The sequence below is a fragment of the Xanthobacter dioxanivorans genome, assembly GCF_016807805.1.
Classification (GTDB): Bacteria; Pseudomonadota; Alphaproteobacteria; order Rhizobiales; family Xanthobacteraceae; genus Xanthobacter; species Xanthobacter dioxanivorans.
In genome coordinates, this window is the sequence record NZ_CP063362.1 from 4,203,801 (window position 1) to 4,227,686 (window position 23,886).

Sequence of the window (23,886 nt, forward strand, 5' to 3'; positions counted from 1 at the left end):
CGTGATCTGCGGCCGCTCACGTCAGGGGGATCGCCGACGCCGGGCGGGGCCGGCCATCGGCGGCGTCGGCCGCCGAATCACCCCCCCACCGCCCAGGCGAGATAGTCGCGGGCAGCCTCTTCCACGTCGACCGGCGGCTGCATGTTCTGGTGCATGCGCTCCCACCGGTCCGCGTCCGCCGCCGCGGACAGCATGGTCTCGCCCCAGTCGGCGGTGTTGCCGACGCCCACGTGCAGGCCGTCCAGGCCGTCCCGCACGTGCTCCGCCATGCCGCCGATGTTGGAGCAGAGGATCGGCCGGCCGAAGCGGCGGGCCTCCTGGATCACCACGGGAGAATTTTCCCACCAGACGGACGGCACCACCACCCAGTCGATGCGCGCCATGCGGCGGGCGAGGTCGTCCCGGTGGTACGCCCCCGGCCAGTGGAGCACGCCGTCCTCCATGAGCGGACCACGCAGCGCCTCGACGCGGGCGCGGAAGTCCTCGGCCTGGGCCTCCAGATTGGCGCCGTGCACCTCCAGGTGGAGCTCCTTGCGCAGCCGGCGCGGCAGATGGGCGAGGGCGGCGAGCAGCACGTCGACGCCCTTGAACGGCGTCACCTGCCCGAAGAAGGCGAAGCGGTTGCGCGTCCCGCCCGGCGGCAGGGGCCGCGGCGGCAGGCGCGCGCCGCGTGGCTGGCCGTTCTCGATGACGCGGATGCGCCCTTCCGGCAGGCCCCAGGCCACGTAGCGCCGGCGCAGGAAGTCCGAGGGGGCGATGAAGCGGTCCACCGCATCGAAATGGCGGCGCACGAAGTGCTTGCGCAGCCAGAAATCCTCCTCGCTGCGCTCCGGGAAGCAGCCGGCGCAGGCCTGCAGGCTCTCGCCGAAGCACAGCTCCCGCGTGCCGGGCTTCACCATCTGGCCGTTATTGGCGCAGATGGCGAGGAATTCATGCAGCGTCAGCACGATGCGCGCGTTGGGGCAGGTGCGGCGGATCTCGCGCAGCATCTCCAGGCCCATATGCGCATAATGGTGCACGAAGACGATGTCCGGCTTCAGCCCGGCGAGGAAGCGCCGGAAGGCGGCCGGCACCGCTTCCGGCACGGCGCTGCGGAACTTGAACCAGTCGCCCATGCCGGTGCGCCAGAGATATTCGTCCTCGCGCAGCACCGAGATGAGCCCGGACTGCTCCGGACCCGCGTGCCGCGCCAGCAGCGCCACCTTGCGCGCCACGCCCATGCGGCGCAGCGCCTCGAACAGCTGGTGGGCGGCGACTTCGGCGCCGCCGGTGCTGAACTCGCGGTGGCCGTGGGCGATGACGAGGATGGTTCCGATCACCACGCGGCCTCCGCTTGCGCGCCGGCATGGCCGGCCCGGGCATCCTGGGCGCGGATATCCTGGGCGACGGCATGGCGGGCGAGGGCCTCGCCCCACCGCTCCTGGTGGAGCCAGGCGTTGAACAGCATCACCCGCACCCGGAACTCGCCCGACCCGTGCAGGCCGAAGGACTGGCGCTCCAGGTGGGTGAGCGCGATGTCCGGGCAAACGCCGATCTTCCGCCCCGCCGCCTCCACCTTGAGGCAGAGGTCGGAATCCTCGAAGTCGCCGATGAGATAGTCCTCGCTGAAGCCGCCGAGGGCGCCGATCTCTTCCCGCCGGCCGATGAGGCAGGCGCCGGTGGCGGCGGGCCAGTCCACCACCGCGCCGTCCGTCGCCACGGGGGCGGGCAGGCCCTTGCCGGGATGCTGGTTCAGCCACACGCCGTAGGTGCGGTTGAACTCGAATGCCATGCCGTCGTGCTGCAGCCCGCCGCCGGGGAACAGCAGCCGCGCGCCGAGCAGGCCGTGGCCGGGATGGGCGTCCAGCCGCCGGCTGAGCTTTTCCAGCCAGCCGGGGGCGGTGGGCACCACGTCGGAATTGAGGAACAGCACCTGCCGCCCGCGCGCCACCGACAGGCCGAGATTGTTGGCGCCGGAAAAGCCGCGGTTGCGCCCGCCCCACACCACCGTGAGCGGCACGCCGTAGAGCTGCCACCAGCCCTCCATCGCCGACAGCACGGGGGCGGCGATGTTGGGGTCGTCGACGATGTAGATCACCTCGCAGCGCCGGGTGATGAACGGGTCGTCGGCGAATTCGAGCAGCTGGTGGTCGACGAAGTCGTAGCGGCCGAAGAGCGGCACCAGCAGCGACACCTCCGGCGCCTCCACCTGCGGGCCGATGCGCTTGACGAGGGGGGCGTTCGCGGCCGTGTGGGTCCGGCTGCGCGCCACCAGCCGCCGCAGCACCGCGCCGTCGTGGCCGGCGAAGCGCTCCACCATGCGCTCGGGGGGCACCGGCAGGGCGAACGACCAGCGGGCAAATCCCACCGCATCGAGGGGCGCGAGCTCCAGCGGGCGCTCGTGGACGAGCACAAGCTCGGTGCCGGAGCGGGCGACGAGCCGCACCGCGGCCTTCTCCCGGAGCGTTTCCGGCAGCGCCTGGAGGAAGCCGGCGTCGGCGCAGTCCGCGCCGTAGTCGGCCTCGAAGCCGTGGAAGATGTCCGGCCGGTTCCAGCGCAGGGCGCGGCCGGCCAGCGGCAGGCATCCGCCGGCATCGTCCACCAGGAAGAAATCGACCCGCCCCAGGGTCCATCCCGCGCACAGGCCGCCGGCGCCGGGCACGGCATTGAGGATGTCGATATGCCCGCGCGGACCGCCGGGATGCGGCGACGGTGTCGCGGCCCAAGCCACGTGCTTCAAATGAACGGGGAAATCGCGCAGCGCGTCGAACAGGGCGCCGCGGGCCGGCGCGTATTCCCGCAGGATGCGCGCGAGATCCGCCTCAAGCCGCGCGGCGGGAAAGTCGGCAAGGGCGAGCACCTTCTCCTGCCCTTCGACCCGGGCGACGACTGCGGCCGACGGTGACAGGGGCCCGAGCCAGAACAGAAGGAATCCCCGCACGGGTACTTCGAACGGATAGAGCTCCTCGACATCGGGGCGCGACACATCACAGCAGACTTGCGGAGTCGCAAGACCCTGCCCTCCAGTGACGAAAATGGAGGCGGCACCGCAGGTCCATCCTGTAAGAACAAGGATTCCATCCTTGAAGAAAATGCGATCGAGGCCTGCGCCGCCTTGCGCCCGACCTGCGGCACCCAGATCTATGAGCGGTGACCAAACAGGTCCCTCCACCGTGGCATTCGCTGAGGTTGGCGACTCAACCGACGGCTCAATGGGCGATGGCATTTGGCCCGAAATCGGCGCTTGAGCGCCCTCCAAACGATTCCCCATGCGGCCTAATCGTAGGCGAGTAAAAAGCCACCTCATGTGCTTGCCTGACCTGTCCTTCTTGAATTAAATGCAACGTTATGATTTTCCGATCGAGGAATAGTGGGTTGGAAACTATGTAAATGGTGAGTCAAATTGCGCCGCATATCTTTGAGATAGGCTAGTCTGCCAGCGAAAACTTGTCCCGCAGTATAGCCCTGGCCTTCTCTTCAGCTCCTTCAATCTTGCGGAAAACTGCTAACCGCTCGACTCTTCCCACAGGCGCAAGGAACTCCTCGACGAGGCCATACTGGGGTCTGTCGAAGTAATCATGAAACATGATGACGGTATTGCTGGTAATGGCAAGTGCTGCTGCGGCTGCCACAGCGACTCTGTAGCGGCCATCTATGAGAATTAAGTCGATCCCATCAATCTTGGATGGCCATGAAATATAATTATGTATTTGACGTTCGGGTGGAGTGGAGAGGGGATATCCCCAGTTACCAGTCTTTCCAATATTAACATGGCGCAACGCAAGCCGCCCAGTATCGATGTAACTACGTAGACTGTATTTTTCAATCAGCTGCGTGCAAAATGCAAGGTCTGTATCTATCGAGGTAATGCTCTGGACTCCAAGCTCGCACGCAAGCAGCGTGGTGCCCCCAGAACCATATTCGAGATAGCAGGATGATTCCCGCATGCGGCGCGCGATCTCGTCGATCTCGGCTGCCGTGGCGTGAATCTTGTCGATGTAGGTATGCGCGGTGACGGATCGTTTTCCCAGAGTCTTGACCGGGTGGATGAAGGCGCCGTCGCTGGGGGTATCGTACTCACGCGCCACGGTATTGAACTCGCAGTAGGATGTCAGTTTCAACCCTTCTTGCCCGAGTTCGACCAGCGGGACACCCGCTCGGCGAGCCAAGGTCGGCATCAACGCCTCGTAATGCCCTCGCCAGCCCCTTTCCAGCTCGGTCCTGTAATGCTCGATGAATTCACGGGAAAAAAACATCAAGGGCAAGAACCCGGTCATCCTCTCTGTCGCAGAGACAGACTCCCCAGGTGACTCCTGCAAAGTAGGCCAGTACATCCAGGTGCTGTCGTTGCTCTGACTTCGAATGAAGCTTGCGCCGAATGCGCCGCTAGTTGCATGCCGACAGAGCTCCGGAATGTGTGCGACGGCTTTATCCGTCGGCCACACGTCGAACTCGATTCTTATGAAGTGCGTGAACTCGGGTAAGCACTCCACGGAGGCGAGGAGCTTGAGGTCTACGTTGCCGGGGATAAGCGAGTCGCCCTTTTGGTGTGCAGTGTTGTTAAAAATCTCGGTGCTAGAAAGCTCAATCACTCTCTCAAATGGCAGATTGTCCGCGCCTTTCCCTTCGAAAACCGCGACAACATCAGCAAATCCTTCGAAAAGTGATGAGATTTTATTGTAGTTAACCGCTAGGAGGTCCCTGTTGTTCCTCGTATCGGCGTCAAATAGCACGCAGAGCCTGGCAGCTTCCGACATTCCCTCTCTGCGCCCCCTGCTATCCTCAAATATTTGTTTCCCGTATATATATACGTACCGTGGTTTTTCAATCAGAAATGTGACCATGCCTTTGGCGTCCCTCGTTTCGATCGTCCCGCCTCCGCCAGCTGCGGGCGCACGGAATTTCCGGCTCGAACCGCCCGCGCGGATCACCAAGCAGATCCGTTGGGATACGGCCGTGGAGGTTGGTGCGTTCACCATGCTTCATGGTCCGGGCGAAATTGTCTGCGCCAGCATCGGTCGGTATTGCTCGATTGCCCCCGGGGTTGTGATCGGTGCAAACGAGCATGCCATGGAGTGGCTGACCACTTCGTCTTTGGCGGAGAATCCCAACCTCTTCGGCTGGCACCGGGCGCTTGCGGGAGAAGAGGGTCCTGCACGCAATTTCGCAGGCAGCTTGCGGCCGATTAAAATCGGGAATGACGTATGGATTGGGCAGAACGCCTTCATCCGGGGTGGGGTGACGATCGGCGATGGAGCGGTGATCGGCGGCATGTCGAACGTGATCCAGTCTGTTCCTCCTTATGCGATCGTTGCGGGGAACCCGGCGCGAATCATTCGCTATCGGTTCGATGGTCCGACGATCGCGCGTCTCTGCGCTTCCAGTTGGTGGCGCTATTCGTTGGTTGATCTGCAACGTTTCGACTTGAGCGATCCCCTTAGGGCGCTGGACGAGATCGACAAAGCGATCGAAGAGTGCAGGCTGCGCGAGTACAATCCGGGGTGGTTGACGGTAGCTGATCTGCTCTAATTTGTCGAAATGCCCGTCTAAACGTCGGATGAATTAGAGTGCACTATGTGGCGCGATTAGAAATTTGCCCGGATGGGTTCTCAACGGCGATGTCGGCACTTTCGCGCTGTCAAGGCAGGGAGTCTTGTTTCAGGAAGTCGCACACGATTTCGGAGCGAATGTTTCGTGGAAGGCCGGGCATCACGGACCGCTCGCGGCTTTCCCAGGCTTGAAGAGCATCCGATCCGGCGGGGAGCCGTGATGACGTCAGCGCCCTCTAGTATATAAATTGAATTTCTAGAAATATAATTAAATTTAGGAAATCCGGCGCATTATTGGTACCAGCGCCATGCCTGAAAAAAATATAATTAATATGCTATAGTTTATAAAATAAATGTCCAGGAATGAGCTCGTAAATTCCGCATAATACGCAACACGCACGTCGCATATTATCTGCGCTAAAGGATTGAAGAAAATAATATTTCCTAGTTTTTCTGGCAACTCATCCGGAAGAAAGAATACGCCGGATGTTGCCCAGAGAAGCGGTCCTAAAATATTTCCCAATATGAATGCTATATGCGTGATATTTGAGAAGCAGCCAAATATAATTCCGGTACCAACACCGAGCATCCAGGCGTAAATCAGGCCTGAAATAAATCTAGGCCAGTTATCAATGAAAATTGCATCCTCAACAAAAAATATTGATGATATAACAATGGTGACAACCAATGTGCTGTTCGCTATTTCGACAATTATCCGTGCCATAAAAAGATCAAATATATCAACATTTGGAAAGTTTAACAGAGGACGATTCTGCGCGATTGTTGTCATTATTTGACGGTGAGTATATAGCCAAATAATAAATGGTAAAACTCCGGTCATTAGGAATACAATAGTATTTGAACCTAGCGGCGCCGGGCGGCCAAGGAGCGCTGTTATCACCATCGCGATCGTGAGGTGCCCCAGTGGCATGATCAGCCCTAGCAGAAACCCCAGATAGCCGGTGCCGAAGCGGGTCTGGAGGTCGCGCATGATCACCGCCCCCACCACCCGCGCATGCATCGCCGAGGCGGTGGACCAGCCGTCGAGGGCGGGACGGGGGTTGGAGGTGTCGGGGGCGGTCATGCTCATGCCTCCATGGCCTGGCGATGCACCTCGATGGCATCGTTGATGTCCTCGAACACCATCAGCCGCCCCTTCTGCAGCACCATGCCGGCGCCGCAATAGTCCTTGATGGTGCCGGTGGAGTGCGAGGCCATGATCAGGCCGGCCCGCGCCCGGCGCTCGGCGAAGGCGCGCGCGCATTTGAGCTGGAAGCGGGAATCGCCCACCGCGGTGATCTCGTCCACCAGGTAGAAATCGAACTCGATGGCCATGGACACGGCGAAGGCGAGGCGCGAGGTCATGCCGGAGGAATAGGTCTTCACCGGCATGTCGAGGTCGCGGCCGAGCTCGCTGAAATCCTCGACGAAGTCGGTGACCTCGGCGATGTCGGCATCGTAGACGCGGGCGAGGAAGCGCACGTTCTCCCGCCCCGTCATCAGCGGATGGAAGCCGCCGGCAAATCCCAGCGGCCAGGACATGCGCACCGAGCGGTGGATGCGCCCGGAGGTGGGCGCCTCGGTGCCGGCGATCAGCTTGAGGAAGGTGGACTTCCCGGCGCCGTTCTGGCCCAGCAGGCCGTAGCTGAGCTTGGGGTCGAGGTTCACCGACACGTTGCTCAGCACCACCTTGCGGCGGAAGTGGGTCCAGTAGGTCTTGGTCAGGCGGTCGATGACGATCATGCCCGCCTCACGCCTTCAGGTGCCGCATGATCTCGAACACCGAGACGATCACCAGCCAGATCAGGCAGAACACCAGCGCCGCCGCCAGCGGCAGCCAGAAGCGGTGGGGATAGTCCGCCTCCTGCGCCAGTACCGGCTTGACGAAGGTGGCGAGGTACATGCCCTGCCGCTCCGCCGCGATGCGTGCCTGTTCCTGCGCCGCCGCCGCCGCGGTGTACTGCCGCTCGGCGATCTGGCGCTCCAGGTCGAGGGTGTCGTAGCGGGTCATCACCGCCGAAAGCGTGTCCTTGTCGCCGCCGGCGGCGACGGTGAGGCGCGCCTTGAGCAGGGCGATGTTCTCCCGCGTCGCCTGCCGGCGCGCCTCCAGCAGCGCGAACTGCGGCGCCTCCGGGCTCAGGGTGCGCCGCGCGGTGGCCAGCTCCTGGTCGATGAGCAGGAGATCGCTTTCCAGGTCGCCGACCAGCTTGGCGATGCCTTCGTTGGTGCGGGCGGGATCGATCACACCCACCTCGTTGCGCAGGTCGCGCAAGGCGGCGCGGGCCCGGCGCAGCCGCGCCTCGGCGCGCTCCAGCTCGGTCCGGCTCTGGGCGATGGCGTCCTCGCGGGTGCGCTCGCCGAGCTTGTTCACCATGTCCTCGCTGAGGCCGACGATGGCTTGGGCGATCGCGAGCGAATCCTCCGGCGAGAAGGCCCAGACCCGCACCGTGATGATGCCGGAGGGCGCCTCGATCGCCGTCTCGATCTGGCTGCGCCAGCTCTTCTCCAGCCGCTCGATGGGCCGGTCGGGATTGAAGCGCGAGATCCAGTCGATCCCCGGGCGGGAGAACAGCGCGCGCAGGCCGACGCGCTGCTCCAGCGCCTCCACCACCGCGAGGCTCTTCACGTAGTTGGCGATGATGAGGGAATCCTGCACCTCCGAGAGCCCCTGCAAGGCGGAGGCGCCGCTGAGGCTTTCCAGCCCCGAATGCTCGGCGGCGCGCACGGCGAAGCGCGCCTCGGAGAGATACTGGCTGGAGGCGATGAAGACGAAGTAGAACGCCACCAGCAAGGACGGCACCACCACGATGGTGATGAAGCTCGCCATGAGCGGCAGCCGGAACTCGGCGATAGCGCGCGCCTCGGCGCTCCAGAAGGCGGCGCCGGACGGGCGCACCACCGACTGGCGCATGCGCGCCTGCCGCGCCTGGCGGCGCAGCTCCTCGCGGATGCGGGAATTGCGCTTGAGCAGGACGTCGGGTGCGGCGTGCTGCTCCGGCAACCTCTGCACGGGCGATGCGACGGTCTGGTTCACCTTCCCACCCTCGCCACTCCCGCGGGGACCGCAGCTTCAACCTTCGCGCTCACTGTCATGTGGCTACTAGCATTCGGACACCTTCCGTGTCTATCTTGCGGCGATCCAATTTGCGATCCGCTCCCCCGTTCCACCACCCCAGATCGACGCCCGGATGACCCGACCGCTTCCTGCCAGTACGCCCCCATTCGCCGAGGATCGCGGGGGCGGGGAGGAGAGGGCGCAGGGGGATGCCGTGGCGGCGCTTCCCGAAGCGATCGCCGCGCTCAACGGGCGGATCGAGGACCTCGCCCGCCAGAACGCCGCCCTCCTCGCCGGCCAGGAGGCCCTGCGGGAGCAGGTGGCGGCCATGCAGGTGCACGCGAACCTCGTCGGCCACATCCTCCAGCAGGTCCACGCGAACCAGCGCCCGCCGCGCGACCTGCCGCTGCCGCTGGCGCGGCTGCGCGACCTCGTCGTGTCGCCGGGGCCCTCGCTCGCCTTCCTCCGGGAGATGGCGCGCGCCGGCGTCATCACCAGCACCGGCCTCGTGCAGGACGCCTCCGGCGCCTGGCACCCGCGCGTGCGGCCGCTGCGCGCGGCGCGGCACATGGCGCGCGATTTCGCCGGGCTCATGCTCGGGCACCGGGGGGTGGTGTATCGGGTGCGTCCGCGCCATGCCCCGGTGGGCGAGCGCCCGCGCGTGCTGCACGTCATCCCCAACGTCTTCGTCGGCGGGTCGACGCAGCTGGTGGTGGACCTGCACGAGCGCCTGGGGCACCGCTACGAGATGCAGGTGGTCACCGCGGCCCTGCCCCCCAACGGCCGGCACGAGGGCATGGTGCTGCACCACCTGCCCCTCGGCACCCCCGCCACGGCCTTCGCGGCGCTGCTCGACGCGGTGAAGCCGGACATGGTGCACCTGCATTACTGGGGCGAGGGCGATCGGCCGTGGTACGAGGCGGCCCTCGACGCGGCGAAGGCGACCTCCGCCGTGATCCTGGAAAACGTGAATACGCCGGTCGAGCCGCTGCGCGACCCGCGCATCCACGCCTATCTGTTCGTTTCGAACTATATCCGCGTCACCTTCGCGCCCGGCGTGGGCAACGGGCGCGTCATCCATCCAGGCATCGACCTCGACCGCTTCCGGCCGCCGGCCGCGTGGGCCCCGGGGGCGGCGGACACCATCGGCATGGTCTATCGCCTCGCCCGCGACAAGCTGGACGACGCCTCCATCGAGCCGCTCATCGAGGTCGCCCAGCGGCGCCCGCGCACGCGCGTCCTGGTGGTGGGGGACGGCGAGCTGCTGCCGGTCTACTTCGCGCGGGTGAGCGCGGCCGGCGTCCGGCGCAATTTCGAGTTCACCGGGGTGGTGCCGTTCGATCAATTGCCGCAGCTCTACCGGCAGTTCCGCACCTTCGTGGCGCCGGTGGTGCGGGAGAGCTTCGGGCAGGTGACCCCCTTCGCCATGGCCATGGGGCAGGCGGTGGCGGGCCTGCGCACCGGCGCCCTGCCGGAGATCCTAGGCGGCGACGAGACGCTCGGCGCCACCGGCGGCGCGCTCGCCGATATCCTCGTGGGCCTGCTCGACCAGCCCGAGCGCATGGCCGCCCTGTCCCGCGCCAACATGGAGCGCGCGCGCCGCTTCTCCCTCGACGGAATGATTCGCGCCTACGCGCAGGTCTATGCCGAGGCGCTGGGGCGCGAGGCGGACCCCATGCCGGGCTTTCCGCCGGCTCAATTCTACCCAGAGGTGTGATTTTCCCGCCGCACGCCGGGAGGAATTTCCGCACCGCAGTAACATTCGGTGGCGTCAGGGTAGTGCTCGCGCTAGGGTGGTATCACAGGGGGATGGGTCCTTCCCAAGGGGCGTCATGCGGCGTCCAGGGAAATCCCACGGTCTTTCCTGTGCCGGCCGGAGCGGGTGCCCCGGATCGGCGATCGCCGGATGTCAGGGGACGCGGAGCGCAAGAGCATCGCGTCGGTGGGGTGGGGATGACAAGTCTGGTTGTCGGGGGTACCGGGCTGATCGGACGGCGGCTCTGCGAACGGCTGTCGCGGCTCTCGGTGGGCATCATCGCCACCACGCGGGCCGCAGGTGAGCGGCCGGCCTGGCCGGGGGTGCAGTGGAAGGTCGTGGACCTCGCCTCGTTCGACGGGTGGGACGAGCTGCTCCGGCAGGTCGACACGGTCTACCACCTGGCCTGGTCCACCATTCCCTCCAGCGCCTCCCATGATCCGGCGCAGGACGTCACCGACAACGTGGTGGGCACCGTGCGCATGCTGGAGGCGGCACGCCGGGCGCCCGGCGTGCGCATCGTGTTCGCCTCCTCCGGCGGCAGCGTCTACGGCCCGCCCGATGCCCTGCCGGTGAGCGAGCGGCACCTGACGCGGCCGGTGAGCGCCTATGGCATCTCCAAGCTCACGGTGGAGCACTACATCGAGAAGTATCGCGCCGTGCACGGCGTGGACGGCATCGCGCTGCGCTTCAGCAATTGCTACGGCGCCGGCCAGAACGAGAAGAAGGGCCTCGGCGCCGTGACCCTGTTCGCCCGCGCCGGCCTGCGCGGCGAGCCGGTAACCCTCTACGGGGACGGGGACGTGGTGCGCGACTACATCCACGTGGACGACGTGGTCGCCGCCCTGGTCGCCGCCGGCGGCCGGCGGAACGTTCAAGGCCCGATCAACATCGGCTCCGGGGTCGGGCATTCCCTGAAACAGGTCATCGTCAAGCTCGAGGCGGTGCTCGGGCGTCGCCTCGCCGTCCACCAGGCCGCGGCGCGCGCCTTTGACGTGAAGGCATCGGTGCTGGATATCGAGCGCGCGCGGGAGCGAATCGGCTGGGGTCCGACCATCGACCTCGACCTCGGCATCGAGATGCTGATCGGCGAGTTGCGTGCGGAGTTGGGTCTGGAATGCGCGTCGCCCTTTTCGTCCACTGCTATTATCCCGGGCATTTTTACGGGACCGAAAGTTACACACGGAACCTAGCCCGCGAGCTCGCGTCGCTCGGGCACGAGCCGGTCGTGGTCACCGCCACCTTTCCCGGCGAGCCGCGCCAGTCCACGCTCGCCGAGCGCGACAGCTTCGACGGCATCCCGGTGATCCGCATCGACCGCAACGTCATCCCGAACCGCGGCGTGCGCGACACCTATGACCTGCCGGACCTGCATTTCGTCCATGAACGCATCCTGCGCGACGTGCGGCCGGACATCGTCCATGTGTGCCACCTCATCAACCACACCACCGCGCTCCTCGACGTGACGCGGCGGCTGGGCTTGACCACGGTGGCGACCTTCACCGACTTTTTCGGCTTCTGCTACAACAACAAGCTCAGCACGCCGGACGGCGCGCTCTGCGCCGGGCCGAACCGGCAGCGCTCCAATTGCCTCGCCTGCGCGCTGTTTCCGCAGCAGGCGGCGGACGAGGGGTCGGCCGGGCGCCTGCGCCGCGCGATCGTGCCCCGGGTGCTCGCCCGCGTGCCCCGGCTCGCCGGCCCCGAGGCGCCCACCATCGCCGCGCTGCGCGCGCGGCCGGACCATTTGCGCGCCGCCTACGGCGCCTATGCCGGGGCGCTGGCGCCGACGCGGTTCCTGCTGGAGGCCTATCGCAAGGCGGGCATCCCGGTGCCGCTGGAGCTCAGCCGGTTCGGCATCGACATCGACCGCGCGCCCAAGCCCGAGCGCCCGCCGGGGCCGACGCGCATCGGCTTCGTCGGCCAGCTCGCCGCTCACAAGGGGCCGCATCTGCTCATCGAGGCCCTGCGGCGGGTGGGCTCGCCGGCCCTGACGCTGGACATCCATGGCGACGAAGCCATGGACCCGGCCTATGCCGGCCGCCTGCGGGAGCTGGCCGCCGGCCTGCCGGTGACCTTCCGCGGCACCTTTCCCATGGAGCGCATCGCCGCGGTGCTGGGGGAGATGGACGTGCTGGCCATTCCCTCCACCTGGGTGGAGAACAGCCCGCTGATCCTGCTCCAGGCGCTGGCGACCCACACGCCGGTCCTCGTCTCGCGGGTGGAGGGCATGAGCGAGTTCGTGGAGGAAGGGCGCAACGGCTTCAGCTTCCCCACGGGGTCCGTGGACGACCTGGCCGGACTTCTGGGGCGGTTCGCGGCGACGCCGGGCCTTGCGCGCGAGCTGGGGGCGCAGACGCAATATGGACGTACCTCGCGCGCTATGGTGGCGGATGTGGTGGCGCTTTATGATCGCGTCCGTGCCGGGGCGACGGGTCCGGGCGGCGAATGAGGGCGATGCGTGAAGGCGATGGCGGGCGAGATCAAGGCGGGGGCAGCGGTGCTGGAGCGTGAGCCGGCGGGCATCGCCGGGGATTTCGACCGCTGGCTCGAACGCAACCTGCTGCGCGACGGCATCGTCCCGGCGGAAGGCGAGATCGCCCCGTTCCCGCCGGCCGATCTCATGCACAACACCACCGGGCTGACCGAGCCGCGCGACTTCGCCAGCCACGGCGTCGACTTCATGCGCGCGCTGGAGCGCATCAGCCCGCGGCCGCTGCGCACCTGCCCGTCGATCCTCGATTTCGGCGTGGGGGTCGGCCGCCTCGCCCGGCTTTTCCACGGCTTTGGCGGGCGCTACGTGGGCATGGACGTGGACCCGCGCCACATCGCCTGGGTGGCGGAGAACCTCGCTCATGTGGAAGCGGTGCTCACCGCGCCCCGCAAGCCGCTTCCGTCCCCTGCCGATAGCTTCGACGCCGTCGTGTCCGTCTCCGTCTTCAGCCATCTGAGCGAGAAGGACCACCTGTTCTATCTCGCCGAGCTGGCGCGTGTCGCCCGGCCGGGGGCGGTGCTGCTGCTCTCCATCCACGGGGCGCGGGCGTTGGAGCGGGCGCGTGGCGAGGCGCGCATCTTCGAGATGCTGTCCATCCCCCGACCGGCCCTCGACGCCGCCGCGGCGGAGCTGGCGGCGGGGCCCGGCTATGCCTTCATCCTCCAGAACGGCCATCTCACCAGCGCCGCCTATGACTACGGCATCACCTTCGTGTCCGAGGCCTATGTGCGCGCGGTGTGGGGCGGTGGTTCGAGGTGGCGGGCATCGCCGTCGGCGCTCTTCACGACTTCCAGGACGTCGTGATCCTGAAGGCGCGGTGAGGATGGCCGGGCTGCCCGCCGCGCCGCCCATCCGGATCCTTCTGGAGCGGGGACGCGCCCTTGTCGCGCGGCCGTTCGTGCGGCCCGCCCTGCGCTGGCGGCGGCTGCCGCGGACGTATGGATCCGGCGCCTCGGCCTCCTCGCGCTGGTTCCGCCTGCTGCGCCTGTCCTTCGTGGCCTGCGTCCTGGTGCCGGCCGTGCTGGCCGCGATCTTCGCCGCCTTCGTCGCCTCGCCGGTCTATGTGTCCGAGGCCCGCCTCGCCATCCGCGAGGCCATTCCGGAGCGGGCCGGGGCCGATCCCGGCGACGAGGGCGCCAAGGGGGCGGCGGGCGGCATCCTGCGGGGCCTCTCCAACCTGCTCGGCGGGCTCGGCACCAGCCAGCAGTCGCAGGCGCCCTTCATCTTTACCAATTACGTGACCAGCCGGTCCTATGTCGCCCGGCTCGACGAGGAGGGCTGGCTGCGCCGCTTCTTCTCCCGCGCCGGCATCGACCGCTGGTCCGCCCTCGGCGCCGACGCCAGCCTCGAGGACCTGTGGCGCTACTGGAACCGGCACGTCACCGCCGCCGTGGACCGCCGGTCGGAGATCGTGCTGCTGCGGGTGCGGGCCTTCTCGCCACAGGATGCGCGCACCCTCGGGGAGCGGGTGGTGACGGACGGCGAGCGCCTGCTCAACGACATCGTCGTGCGCGCCCGCGCCGATAGCGTGGGCCGGGCGCGCGAACAGCTGGACCGCGCCAGACGGCGCTACGAGCAGGCGCTGGTGAGCCAGCAGGAATGGCGCGGGCGCCAACGCTCGGTCGATCCCGTCCAGGCGGCCGACGCCCTCGGCGCGAGCCTGCTGCGGCTGGAGCAGGAGCGCATCTCCGCCGACCGGGAAATGCGCGCGCTGGAACGCCTTTCGGCCCCGGACGGGCCCACCCTCGGCGTGCTGCGCGACCGGGTGCGGGCGGTGGATTCGGAGATCGCCGACTTCCGGGCGCGCCTCGCCGAGCCCGGCGCGCGGCGCTCGGCGGTGGACGCCCTTGCGTCCTACGAGGAGGCAGAGCTGGAGGTTCGCTTCGCCGAGACCCTCCAGTCCATCGCTGTTGCCGGCCTGCAGGAGGCGGAGCGGCGGGCACGGGCGCAGAGCGCCTTCGTCAACGTCTTCGTGCCGCCGAGCCTGCCGACCACTGCCTCCGAGCCGAAATGGTGGAAGACCGGCCTGTTCGTGTTCGCCCTCGCGGGCATCTTCTGGATCAATGCGATGATCCTCCTCGCGGTCATCCGCGACCACCGCCACTGAGGAGGGACGAGGCATGACCGACGCCAACCCGGAGCCGTGCCGTGCTGTTTAGCATCGACGAGGATGCAGGTTCGCGCATCGTCGGCTGGATCATGCCCGACAATCCGGCGAGCACGCCCCACGTGGCGGTGTTCGCCGGTGGCGAGCTGAAGAAGGTGGTGTCGGCCAGCGTGCTGCGCCCGCTGCTGCGCGAGCAGGGGCTGCACGAGACCGGAATCTGCGGCTTCGTGATCGACGAGCAGATCCTGTCGAACCTGTCCGAGGTGCAGGACCTCGAGCTCTACGACGATGCCACCAACATCCGCATCTACCGCCGTCGGCCGGCGGCGGCGCGGACGGATCTCAAGTTCTTCCGGCTGGAGACCCGGCTGGTGCCGCAGGCGGCGCTGAACGAGCCGTTTCAGAGCCTGTTCCACATGACCTTCACGCGGCTCGACCGCATTCCCGAGGAGGCGGTGAAGTCCATCCTCGGCATCGCCTTCACTCCCTCGATCTTCGCCACCGGGCGGCTGTACTACCGCGCCTACGAGCCGCTGCTGCGCGATCGCGGGTTCAAGTGCTCGGTGCTGGTGCGCGATCCGTTCGAGGAACTGGCGGAGCAGCTCCTCGTGCTGCGCTGGGGGGTGAAGACGCCGAACCTCGCCTATTCGGTGCTCAACGAGGCCTACCGGCCGCTGGTGGAGAGCCTCTCGCGCGCCAATGTCCAGGAGATGGGCGACCTTCAGACCTGGATCGGCACGCTGACGCCGTTCGAGCGCTCGCTGATCGCAAGCCCGCTCGCGCGCCTGCTCACCTGCCGTGGCTCGGATGATCAGCTGGAGACCACGGCGGTGGAGAACGCCCTCGACATCCTGTCCGAGATGGACGTGGTGGGCCTCTCCAGCGAGGTGGAGGCCTATTGGGACACCCTCGCGGCGGTGCTGGAGATCCCCTTGCCCGAAGTGCCGCCCTTGTCCTGGTCGCGGCAGGTGAAGGAGCTGGAGGCGCAGGTGCGCGAATGGCCGGTGGTGCACGATTTGCTCGCGGCGGACGTGCAGCTCTTCACGGATATCACCGAAGTGTTCGCGCGCGCCGACGAGGTGACCGAGGAGGCGCCGGTGGCGACCGCGTCGGCCTGACGCCTCTCACCGGCTGCGGGCGTAGACGCTGGTCACGTAAAGGGCGATCACCGCCCAGGCCGCGGCCAGGATGCCGAACACGGCGGCGGCCTGCAGGAACGGATGGGGAAAGGCGCGGTCGGCGGGCATGGAAGGCGCCATGAAGGTGAGGATGTAGACCTGCTTCTGCGCCTGCTGCGCGCGGGCGTCCATCAGCTCCGCCTCGGCGCGCTGGAGCCGCTGCTCGGCCATCCGCCGGCGCATCTCGATGGCGGCGGAGGCGGCGAGGTTGGCGCTGCTGCCCTCCTGCGGCCGAGCCGTTCCACCCAGCAGTGCGGAATCCAGGGCGGCGATCTTCTCGTCCAGCGAGCGCAGCCGCTCCTTGAGCGCCCGCACCACGGGGGAATCCTCGTCAAGGCGGGCGCGGGCGGCGGAAAGGTCGGTGTTGAGCGACGAGCGCTGGTCGCGCAGCTTGGCGATGGTCGTGAAGGAATTGAGGGCGGAGCGGGTGGGGTCGATGGTGCCCTGCACGTTGCGGAACTGCTCGAGCTCGGTGCGGACGAGGGCGAGCTCGGCGAAGGCGCTGCGTTCCTCCGCCTGCGCCTGGAGCACGCGGTCGCCGCGGTTGCGGGTGGTAAGCTCGTTGGTCACCGCCTCCGCCTGCCGCAGGATGAAGGCGGCGAGCAGCGCGGCGCTCTCCGGGCTGAAGGCGTCGACCTGGACCTTGATCACCCCCGACAGGGATTCCAGGCTCACGCTCACCTGCCGGTTCCAGTAGGCGAGCACGTCCTCCATGCTGGCGTCGGCGGCGAGGGCGAAGACGGGGTCGCGCCCCGATACGCCGAACACGCGGCGCAGGTCGAACTGCTGCTGCAGCGCATCGACCATGGCGCGGCTCTTGAGATAGTCCACCACCACGCGGGCTTCCTGGCTGTTGGGCACCTGCGGGACGCCGTTGCCCGAGGTCGGCGCGCCGGAGTTGGCGATGGTCTCCAGGTTGCCGCGCACCACGAGGCGCGCCTCCGAACGGAACTGCGGCATCGCCACGAGCCAGAGATAAAGGAAAGTTGCCGCCGTCGGCAGCACCACCGCGAGGAGAAAGCTCGCCAGGGCCACCTGCGCGCGGGTGAGCGTCAGCAGCCGGGCGCTCGCTCCGGGCGCGGTTCCAGCCCGGACACCAGCGGGCAAGGGGCTCGGGCTCGGCGCAAGGAGGGGCGCGAGGGTGGCGATGCGGCGGGCGACCGGGCGCATGATCGGCGCCAGGCGGCGGAGCACCACCAACGGCATCTGCGCGATCGGCCGGACGGTACGGCGCACCGCCTCCGCCCCACCCGCCTCCGCCTGACCCGGCTGGAGCGCCTTGGAGATCCCGCTGTGCGCGTGCGCCGGGGAGCTCATCGCCGCGCCCGCTACTGCGCCACCACGGCGGTGCTCACCACGGGCTGAGCCACGGCGTTGAAGAGGGAGGTGATCTTCTGCAGGTCCGCCAGCGGCGCATTGGCGATGTAGATCGCATCCTTGTTGCGGATCTGGAAGCTGCGGGCGAGGAACAGGGCGTTGGGATCACGCATGTTCCAGCGATAGATCACGCGCACATAGCCCTGGCTCTGCAGCGGCCGGGCATCCGGCCGCAATTGCGCGGCGAAGCGCACCGGCTCGATGCGCATCAGGTACACGCCGGACGGATCGGCGCGGGCATCGAGCAGGCCGCCCACGCGGGCGATCGATTCTTCGAGGGTGATGCCCACCGCGTCGAATGGCACGATGGTGGGATTGCCGGCGGCGCCGAACACGGTGAAGGTCTGCGGATCGCGGATGAGCACGATCTTGTCTTGCGGGCGGACATAGACGTCCTCGGCCGGATTGTTCAGCAGGACCTGCATGGGCACGGTCACGGTGGCGCCGCTGCGGCTGAGCCGCACGAACACCTCGTGGGCCGGAACCTTGATGCCCCCGGCCGCGGCGATCACGTCCAGCACCCGGTCGCCGCGCGGGGACAGGGGCACCACCGCGCCGGTGGTGACCTCGCCGAGCACGGTCGCGGCGTTGCTGACGCTCTTCGACACCACCACCACCACCTGCGGCTCGATGGCCTTGCCGGAGAGGCGGTCGACGATGGTGGCCTCGATCTGCGCCGTGGTCTTGCCCGCCACCGGGATCCGGCCGGCATAGGGCACGGTGATCGAGCCATCCTGCGCCACCTGCTGCTCCGGGATCGCGGCGCTGCGCGAGCCGGTGCCGAGGCGGTCGATCACTGGCCCGGAAAACAGGCCGCCGGCCGCCGCCTCCCAGATGGTCACCGTCAGGCTGTCACCGACGCCGACCACATAGCGGCTCGGGGGCCGGTAGTCGCCGAAGCGCGCCCCGAACGTGGCGGGGCGCTCCTGGGCCAGGAGATAGAGGGTGCGATCATCCACATCCACCAGCAGGTACCGCTGGTCGTCCTCCGGCTGGGCCGTCTCCAGATCGACCCGCGATGGCCCCGACGATGGCAGCGCGGTACAGCCAAGCAGGCTCCCGCACAGGAGCGCGAATGCAAGAATTCGAGCGTAAGCCTGCATGAAAATTCAGATTCTCGTCCGCCGCTACGATACCGTCGCTGTTATACATGTCGCGATTGGCGAGATCGACCTAGCCATACAACGTTTAAGGGAGTGTTGCGGTTGTGCAACATTGGGACGACTGGTCGCATAACCGGGCCACTGGTATGGGGATGGCGTCCTGTGGCGCCGGGGGAAAAACGGCCCGGCGGTAGCACAGGGGGTATGGCGGCGCGGGCATGACGGACGCGGACATGAATCACCCGCTCGCGGTCATCAGCGGCGGGTCGAGCGGCATCGGCCTCGCCTGCGCCCGGCTTCTGGGCGGTGAGGGGTGCCGCGTGGCGCTCCTCGGTCGCGACGAGGCGAGGCTTGCCGCCGCGGCCGGCGCCTTGCGGGCGGAGGGCATCGCGGTGGAGGCGCGCTGCCTCGACGTGCGCGACGGGCCGCGCTGCGCGCGGGTGGTCGACGCGCTGGCGGCGGAGTTCGGGCCGCCGCTCTGGGTCATCGCCAGCGCCGGCATCGTGGAGCCCGGCTTCTTTCTCGATCAGGATCCGGCGCTGCTGGAGGAGCAGGTCGCGACCAACCTGCTCGGCACCTGCCATCTGGTCCGCGCCGCGGCGCCGGCCATGGCGGAGGCGGGGCGCGGCCATATCATTCTGGTCTCCTCGGGCGCGGGCCTGTTCGGAGTTGCCGGCTATGGCGGCTATTGCGCCACGAAGTTCGCGGTGCGCGGGCTTGGCGAGGTGCTGCGGATCGAGCTCGCCGCGGCGGGGGTGGGCGTCACGGTGGCGGTGCCGCCGGACACGGATACGCCGCAGCTCGCTCACGAGCTGTCCCGTCGCCCGCGCGCCATCGCCGCCTTCGCCGCGGGCGGGCCGCCGCTGAGCGCGGAGGCGGTGGCGCGGCACATGATCCGCACGGCCCGGCGCGGCGGCTTCCTCTCGGCTCCGAGCTGGAAGCTGCGCGCCATCGCCGCGCTCGGCGACCTCGTCCGGCACCGCCTCGCCGCCATCCAGATGCGCCTTCTGGTAGGCAGGCGCGCACCGTAGCCCGACCGCGCCGCGGACCGATGCCCGAGCCGGGCGTTGCCATCGGATCTCGGCGCCCTCCAGGACCGATCGACCTTCAGTGTCCGCGTTTTTCTTCGGCCACCGTCATGGCCGGGACAAGCCCGGCCATGACGGTGGTGCAGGGAGGGCGCCGGTCGATCTGAATGTCGATCGGTCCCAGAGCCGGATCCACGCACATCATATCGCCGCATGATACGACGTGAGTGATGAACCGGCCTCAATTCAATGGTTTAGAGAGTGGTTCCTCCATCGGATGAAAACAGTTTCTGTTTCCATCCGATGGGATCGCGCTCTAGTCTTCGGCCATGACCGCGCGTCCGACCCGGGCGGGGCTTCCCGGCTCCATCGACGACACCCTCGCCCTGCTCACGGGGCAGGGCTACGTGGCGGATCGTGCCCTTGCCACCGTGGTTTTCCTCGCCTTGCGCATGGGCCGTCCGCTGCTGCTGGAGGGCGAGGCCGGGGTGGGCAAGACCGAGGTGGCGAAGACGCTGGCCGCCGCCCTCGGCCGCCGGCTCATCCGCCTGCAATGCTACGAGGGGCTGGATCTTTCCGCCGCCGTCTACGAGTGGAACCACGCGGCGCAGATGATCGCCATCCGCCTCGCCGAGGCGGCGGGGGAGACCGACAAGGCGTCCATCGCGGCGGATGTGTTTTCGCAGCGCTATCTGCTGCGCCGTCCGCTGCTGGAGGCGCTGGAGCCGCAGCCGGAGGGTCCGCCGGTGCTGCTGGTGGACGAGCTGGACCGCACCGACGAGGCCTTCGAGGCGTTTCTCCTGGAAGTGCTCGCCGACCACCAGATCACCATTCCCGAGCTTGGAACGGTAAAGGCGGCCGCGCCGCCCATCATCGTCCTCACCTCCAACCGCACCCGCGAGATCCATGACGCGCTGAAGCGGCGGTGTCTCTACCACTGGGTGGACTATCCGGACGCCGCGCGTGAGCTGGCCATCCTCAGGGCGCGGCTGCCGGATGCCCCGGCGCGGCTTGCGGCCGAGGTGGTGGCCTTCGTCCAGGCGCTGCGGCGGGAGGATCTGTTCAAGCTGCCGGGCATCGCCGAGACCCTGGACTGGGCCTCGGCCCTGGTGGAGCTCGACGCGGTCGCCCTCGATCCGGCGCTGGTGGGCGACACGCTGGGCGTGCTGCTGAAGTACCAGGACGACATCGCCGCCACCGACGCCCCCCGCATCGCCCGCCTCATCGAGGAGGCGCGGCAGGCGGCGCGGGCGGCCGAGTGAGCCCCGAGGCGACGACCCCCGGGGCGAGAGCCGTGGCCGGCGGCCGCCTGGCCGACAACATCGCCTATTTCGGCCGTGCCCTGCGGGCGGCCGGGCTCTCCGTGGGGCCGGGGCGGGTGCTGGATGCGGTCGCGGCGGTGGAGGTGGCGGGCATCGGCTCGCGCGCCGACTTCTACTGGACCCTCCACGCGCTCTTCGTCTCCCGCCACGAGGACAGCCCGGTGTTCGACCAAGCGTTCCGCCTGTTCTGGCGGCGGCGGGCGCACCAGGAGAAGCTCATGGCGCTGCTGTCGCCGGTGGCGGTACCGCAGCGGGAGAAGAAGCGCGAGAGCGTGCTCCGGCGGGTGGAGGAGGCGCTGTTCTCCGGCGTCGGCACGCCACGCCCGCCGGACAAGCCGCGCATCGAGGTGGAGGCGCGGCTGTCCGCCTCCAGCGAGGACGTGCTGCGCACGAGGGACTTCGCCGAGATGACCGCCGCCGAGCTGGCCGAGGCGCGCCGGCGCATCGCCGCCCTGCGCATGCCCGACGACCGCGCCCGCACCCGGCGCCTCGCCGGCGATCCCCGTGGCCGCCGCGTGGATTTCCGCGCCTCCCTGCGGGCCGCGCTCGCGACCGGCGGCGACCTGCTGCAACTGAAGCGGCGCGGCCCGCGCCTCAAGCCTCCGCCGGTGGTGGCGCTGGTGGATATCTCCGGCTCCATGGCGGACTATTCGCGGCCGATCCTGCATTTCCTGCACGCCTTGGGGGCGAAGCGGCGCGTCGGCGTGTTCCTGTTCGGCACCCGGCTCACCAATGCGACGCGGGCCCTGCGCCGGCGCGATCCCGACGCGGCCCTGAAGGCGGTGGCCGAGGTGGCGCAGGACTGGGCCGGCGGCACCCGCATCGCGCCCTCCCTCCACGCCTTCAACCGGCTGTGGTCGCGGCGGATGATGGCGCAGAACCCGGTGGTGCTGCTGTTCACCGATGGGCTGGAGCGGGACGTGGACCCGCAGCTCGCGGCCGAGATGGCGCGCCTGAAGCGCTCGTGTCGGCGCCTCGTCTGGCTCAACCCGCTCTTGCGCTACGAGGGCTTCGAGCCGAAGGCGCGGGGGGTAAAGGCCATGCTGCCGCACGTGGACGATTTCCGCCCGGTGCACGACCTGAAAAGCCTGGAAAGCCTCGTGGCGGCGCTCGGGCGGGACTATTCCGGCTCCGCCGGCCGCTCGGCGGCGTGGCGCGGCAGTCCGGCCCCCAGCCCCGCGCTCATCTGAAGGGCGGTTTCGGCCCAGATGTGATGATCGGGCCGAACCGCGTCGGGATCGTCCAGCGTGCCGAGGGTGACATCCACCGCCGCCTCCGCCGCCATGTCGAACAGGATCGGGCTGCCGCAAGTGCCGCAGAAGGCGCGCACCACGCCGGGCGAGGAGGCATAGGTGGCCGGGGTGCCTTGGGTGAAGGCGAAATCCTGCCGCATCACGGTGGCCCACGGCAGCGCGCCGGCCCCGGACACCCGCCGGCACATGGTGCAATGGCACCAGTAGGCGCTCTGCACCCGCCGGACGCCATAGCGCAGCCGGCCGCACAGGCAGCCGCCGGTCAGGGGCGCCATGGCGTTCCCCTTCATGGCGTTCCCGTTCATGGCGTCACGCCGCGATGGCGAAATCGGCCCAGACCGGCACATGGTCGGAGGGCTTCTCCCAGGCCCGCACGTGCTTGTCGACGCCGGTGGCGATGAGCTTGTCCGCCGCCTGAGGGGAAAGCAGCAGGTGATCGATGCGGATGCCGTTGTCCCTTTGCCAGGCGCCGGCCTGGTAGTCCCAGAAGGTATAGAGCCGCTCCGCGTCCGAGGTGGCGCGCAGCGCGTCGGTGAGGCCGAGATGGGTCAGGGCGCGGAAGGCGGTGCGGGTGCGCGGCAGGAACAAGGCGTCGTTCACCCAGGCGGCGGGGTCGGCGGCGTCGCGCGGCTCGGGGATCACGTTGAAGTCGCCGGCGAGGATCAGCGGCTCCTCCAGCGCGAGGCGGTCGGCGGCAAAATCGTGCAGGCGCTGCATGAAGCCGAGCTTGTAGGGGTATTTCTCGGTGTCGGGCGGGTTGCCGTTGGGCAAATAGAGGCAGGCGACCCGCACCACCCCGCCCTTCACCGACACCACCGCCTCGATGAAGCGGGCCTGTTCGTCCCCGTCGTCGCCGGCGAGGCCATGGGTCACGTCCTCCAGCGGCAGGCGGGAGAGGACGGCGACGCCGTTGAAGCCCTTCTGGCCGTGGACGGAAACGTTGTAGCCCAGCGCCTCGAACGGCTCCTTCGGGAACGCCTCGGTCTGGCACTTGATCTCCTGGAGGCAGACGATGTCCGGCCGCGTCTCCGACAGCCACTTCACCGCGTGGTCGAGACGCTGGCGGACGGAATTGACGTTCCAGGTGGCGATGCGCATGGGGCCGGGCTCCTTCGGGCGGGAGGATAGCCCCGGGCCGGAGCCGGGCGCCAGAGGGCGGGGACCGGAAGCGGGGGAGGGGGCTGACGGGAGGCGGGGAGAAAGACAGCAGGCGGCCGACTCATCGGGGGCGTGATGCGACCCAGGCACCGGCTCGCCCCCTCTCCCCTCGCGGGAGAGGGTTGGGGTGAGCGGGTGGCAGGCGCTCTCCAAGTCGGAACTCTGCGCCAAGCGGCACCAGCCCCCTCACCCGTCTCGCGGCTTGGCCGCGATCCACCCTCTCCCGCGAGGGGAGAGGGGAAGAGGCACCGCCCGCCGCGCCGCAGTCGGTCGGGATGCGAGAGGGGTGCCGGACGAGACGTGGTTCTCCGGGCAATCCCGGCCATGACGGATGGCAAGAAGTCCAGGCACCACCGCGCCCCCTCTCCCCTCGCGGGAGAGGGTTGGGGTGAGGGGGTGGCAGGATCTCTCCACGTCGGAACTCTGCGCCAATCGGCACCATCCCCCTCACCCGTCTCGCGGCTACGCCGCGATCCACCCTCTCCCGCGAGGGGAGAGGGGAAGAGGCACCGCCCGCCGCGCGGCGAGCC

20 protein-coding genes are annotated in these 23,886 nt (G+C 68.2%); 10 read left to right on the forward strand and 10 right to left on the reverse strand.

Going from position 1 to position 23,886, the window contains the following annotated elements; genetic code table 11:
• Positions 1 to 77: 77 nt before the first annotated feature.
• The 3 genes from EZH22_RS19585 to EZH22_RS19595 all read right to left on the reverse strand — a co-directional run bounded on the left by EZH22_RS19585 (position 78) and on the right by EZH22_RS19595 (position 4,823).
• Positions 78 to 1,319 (reverse strand): glycosyltransferase family 4 protein, encoded by a 1,242-nt coding sequence (locus tag EZH22_RS19585; RefSeq protein WP_203192144.1) that lies wholly within the window; start codon positions 1,317 to 1,319, stop codon positions 78 to 80.
• Positions 1,316 to 2,920: a glycosyltransferase family 2 protein gene (locus EZH22_RS19590; RefSeq protein ID WP_203192145.1), complete on the reverse strand. Its 1,605-nt coding sequence runs from the start codon at positions 2,918 to 2,920 to the stop codon at positions 1,316 to 1,318. The genes EZH22_RS19585 and EZH22_RS19590 overlap by 4 nt, the downstream gene beginning before the upstream one ends.
• Before the next feature lie 487 nt (positions 2,921 to 3,407).
• A complete protein-coding gene (locus EZH22_RS19595; protein ID WP_203192146.1) occupies positions 3,408 to 4,823 on the reverse strand; it encodes a hypothetical protein in 1,416 nt (471 codons plus the stop codon).
• Here EZH22_RS19595 and EZH22_RS19600 point away from each other — a divergent pair.
• Complete coding sequence (locus EZH22_RS19600) at positions 4,822 to 5,508, forward strand: CatB-related O-acetyltransferase (RefSeq protein ID WP_203192147.1); 687 nt, start codon at positions 4,822 to 4,824, stop codon at positions 5,506 to 5,508. The genes EZH22_RS19595 and EZH22_RS19600 overlap by 2 nt on opposite strands.
• Before the next feature lie 294 nt (positions 5,509 to 5,802).
• Here the strand turns inward: EZH22_RS19600 and EZH22_RS19605 are convergent, their stop codons facing one another.
• The 3 genes from EZH22_RS19605 to EZH22_RS19615 are packed head-to-tail and all read right to left on the reverse strand — an operon-like array spanning position 5,803 to position 8,562.
• A complete protein-coding gene (locus tag EZH22_RS19605) occupies positions 5,803 to 6,612 on the reverse strand; it encodes an ABC transporter permease (RefSeq protein WP_203192148.1) in 810 nt (269 codons plus the stop codon).
• A gap of 2 nt (positions 6,613 to 6,614) precedes the next feature.
• Positions 6,615 to 7,271 carry an ABC transporter ATP-binding protein gene (locus EZH22_RS19610; protein WP_203192149.1) on the reverse strand — a complete coding sequence of 219 codons (657 nt, stop codon included), beginning with the start codon at positions 7,269 to 7,271 and terminating at the stop codon, positions 6,615 to 6,617.
• 7 nt (positions 7,272 to 7,278) lie between these two features.
• Positions 7,279 to 8,562: a hypothetical protein gene (locus tag EZH22_RS19615; protein WP_203192150.1), complete on the reverse strand. Its 1,284-nt coding sequence runs from the start codon at positions 8,560 to 8,562 to the stop codon at positions 7,279 to 7,281.
• 235 nt (positions 8,563 to 8,797) lie between these two features.
• Between EZH22_RS19615 and EZH22_RS19620 the strand changes: the two genes are divergently transcribed.
• The 6 genes from EZH22_RS19620 to EZH22_RS19645 all read left to right on the forward strand — a co-directional run bounded on the left by EZH22_RS19620 (position 8,798) and on the right by EZH22_RS19645 (position 16,055).
• Entirely contained in the window at positions 8,798 to 10,300 is a 1,503-nt protein-coding gene (locus EZH22_RS19620; protein WP_203192151.1) for a glycosyltransferase family 4 protein, read from the forward strand.
• A gap of 236 nt (positions 10,301 to 10,536) precedes the next feature.
• A complete protein-coding gene (locus EZH22_RS19625) occupies positions 10,537 to 11,532 on the forward strand; it encodes an NAD-dependent epimerase/dehydratase family protein (protein ID WP_203192152.1) in 996 nt (331 codons plus the stop codon).
• Positions 11,457 to 12,788 (forward strand): glycosyltransferase family 4 protein, encoded by a 1,332-nt coding sequence (locus EZH22_RS19630; protein WP_203192153.1) that lies wholly within the window; start codon positions 11,457 to 11,459, stop codon positions 12,786 to 12,788. The genes EZH22_RS19625 and EZH22_RS19630 overlap by 76 nt, the downstream gene beginning before the upstream one ends.
• A gap of 18 nt (positions 12,789 to 12,806) precedes the next feature.
• Positions 12,807 to 13,634, forward strand: a complete 828-nt coding sequence (locus tag EZH22_RS19635) for a class I SAM-dependent methyltransferase (protein ID WP_231711558.1) — start codon at positions 12,807 to 12,809, stop codon at positions 13,632 to 13,634.
• 19 nt (positions 13,635 to 13,653) lie between these two features.
• Positions 13,654 to 14,937 carry a hypothetical protein gene (locus tag EZH22_RS19640; protein ID WP_203192155.1) on the forward strand — a complete coding sequence of 428 codons (1,284 nt, stop codon included), beginning with the start codon at positions 13,654 to 13,656 and terminating at the stop codon, positions 14,935 to 14,937.
• Positions 14,938 to 14,978: 41 nt separating this feature from the next.
• Positions 14,979 to 16,055, forward strand: a complete 1,077-nt coding sequence (locus EZH22_RS19645; RefSeq protein ID WP_203192156.1) for a hypothetical protein — start codon at positions 14,979 to 14,981, stop codon at positions 16,053 to 16,055.
• 6 nt (positions 16,056 to 16,061) lie between these two features.
• On the opposite strand, the gene EZH22_RS19650 is transcribed toward EZH22_RS19645, so the two are convergent.
• Positions 16,062 to 17,432, reverse strand: a complete 1,371-nt coding sequence (locus tag EZH22_RS19650; RefSeq protein WP_203192157.1) for a hypothetical protein — start codon at positions 17,430 to 17,432, stop codon at positions 16,062 to 16,064.
• An 11-nt stretch (positions 17,433 to 17,443) separates the two neighbouring features.
• Positions 17,444 to 18,595 (reverse strand): polysaccharide biosynthesis/export family protein, encoded by a 1,152-nt coding sequence (locus EZH22_RS19655; protein ID WP_203192158.1) that lies wholly within the window; start codon positions 18,593 to 18,595, stop codon positions 17,444 to 17,446.
• 233 nt (positions 18,596 to 18,828) lie between these two features.
• On the opposite strand from EZH22_RS19655, the gene EZH22_RS19660 reads away from it, so the two are divergent.
• The 3 genes from EZH22_RS19660 (at position 18,829) to EZH22_RS19670 (ending at position 22,135) form a co-directional block, all read left to right on the forward strand.
• Positions 18,829 to 19,626 (forward strand): SDR family NAD(P)-dependent oxidoreductase, encoded by a 798-nt coding sequence (locus tag EZH22_RS19660; RefSeq protein WP_203192159.1) that lies wholly within the window; start codon positions 18,829 to 18,831, stop codon positions 19,624 to 19,626.
• Between the two features lie 326 nt (positions 19,627 to 19,952).
• On the forward strand, positions 19,953 to 20,885 hold the full coding sequence (locus EZH22_RS19665; RefSeq protein ID WP_203192160.1) for an AAA family ATPase: 933 nt from the start codon (positions 19,953 to 19,955) through the stop codon (positions 20,883 to 20,885).
• A 32-nt stretch (positions 20,886 to 20,917) separates the two neighbouring features.
• Positions 20,918 to 22,135: a vWA domain-containing protein gene (locus tag EZH22_RS19670; RefSeq protein ID WP_203192161.1), complete on the forward strand. Its 1,218-nt coding sequence runs from the start codon at positions 20,918 to 20,920 to the stop codon at positions 22,133 to 22,135.
• On the opposite strand, the gene EZH22_RS19675 is transcribed toward EZH22_RS19670, so the two are convergent.
• Positions 22,066 to 22,473, reverse strand: a complete 408-nt coding sequence (locus EZH22_RS19675) for a GFA family protein (protein WP_203192162.1) — start codon at positions 22,471 to 22,473, stop codon at positions 22,066 to 22,068. The two genes, EZH22_RS19670 and EZH22_RS19675, sit on opposite strands and share 70 nt — an antisense overlap.
• 34 nt (positions 22,474 to 22,507) lie before the next feature.
• Positions 22,508 to 23,296, reverse strand: coding sequence for an exodeoxyribonuclease III (gene xth / locus EZH22_RS19680; RefSeq protein ID WP_203192163.1), 789 nt, complete (start codon positions 23,294 to 23,296; stop codon positions 22,508 to 22,510).
• Between the last annotated feature and the right edge of the window lie 590 nt (positions 23,297 to 23,886).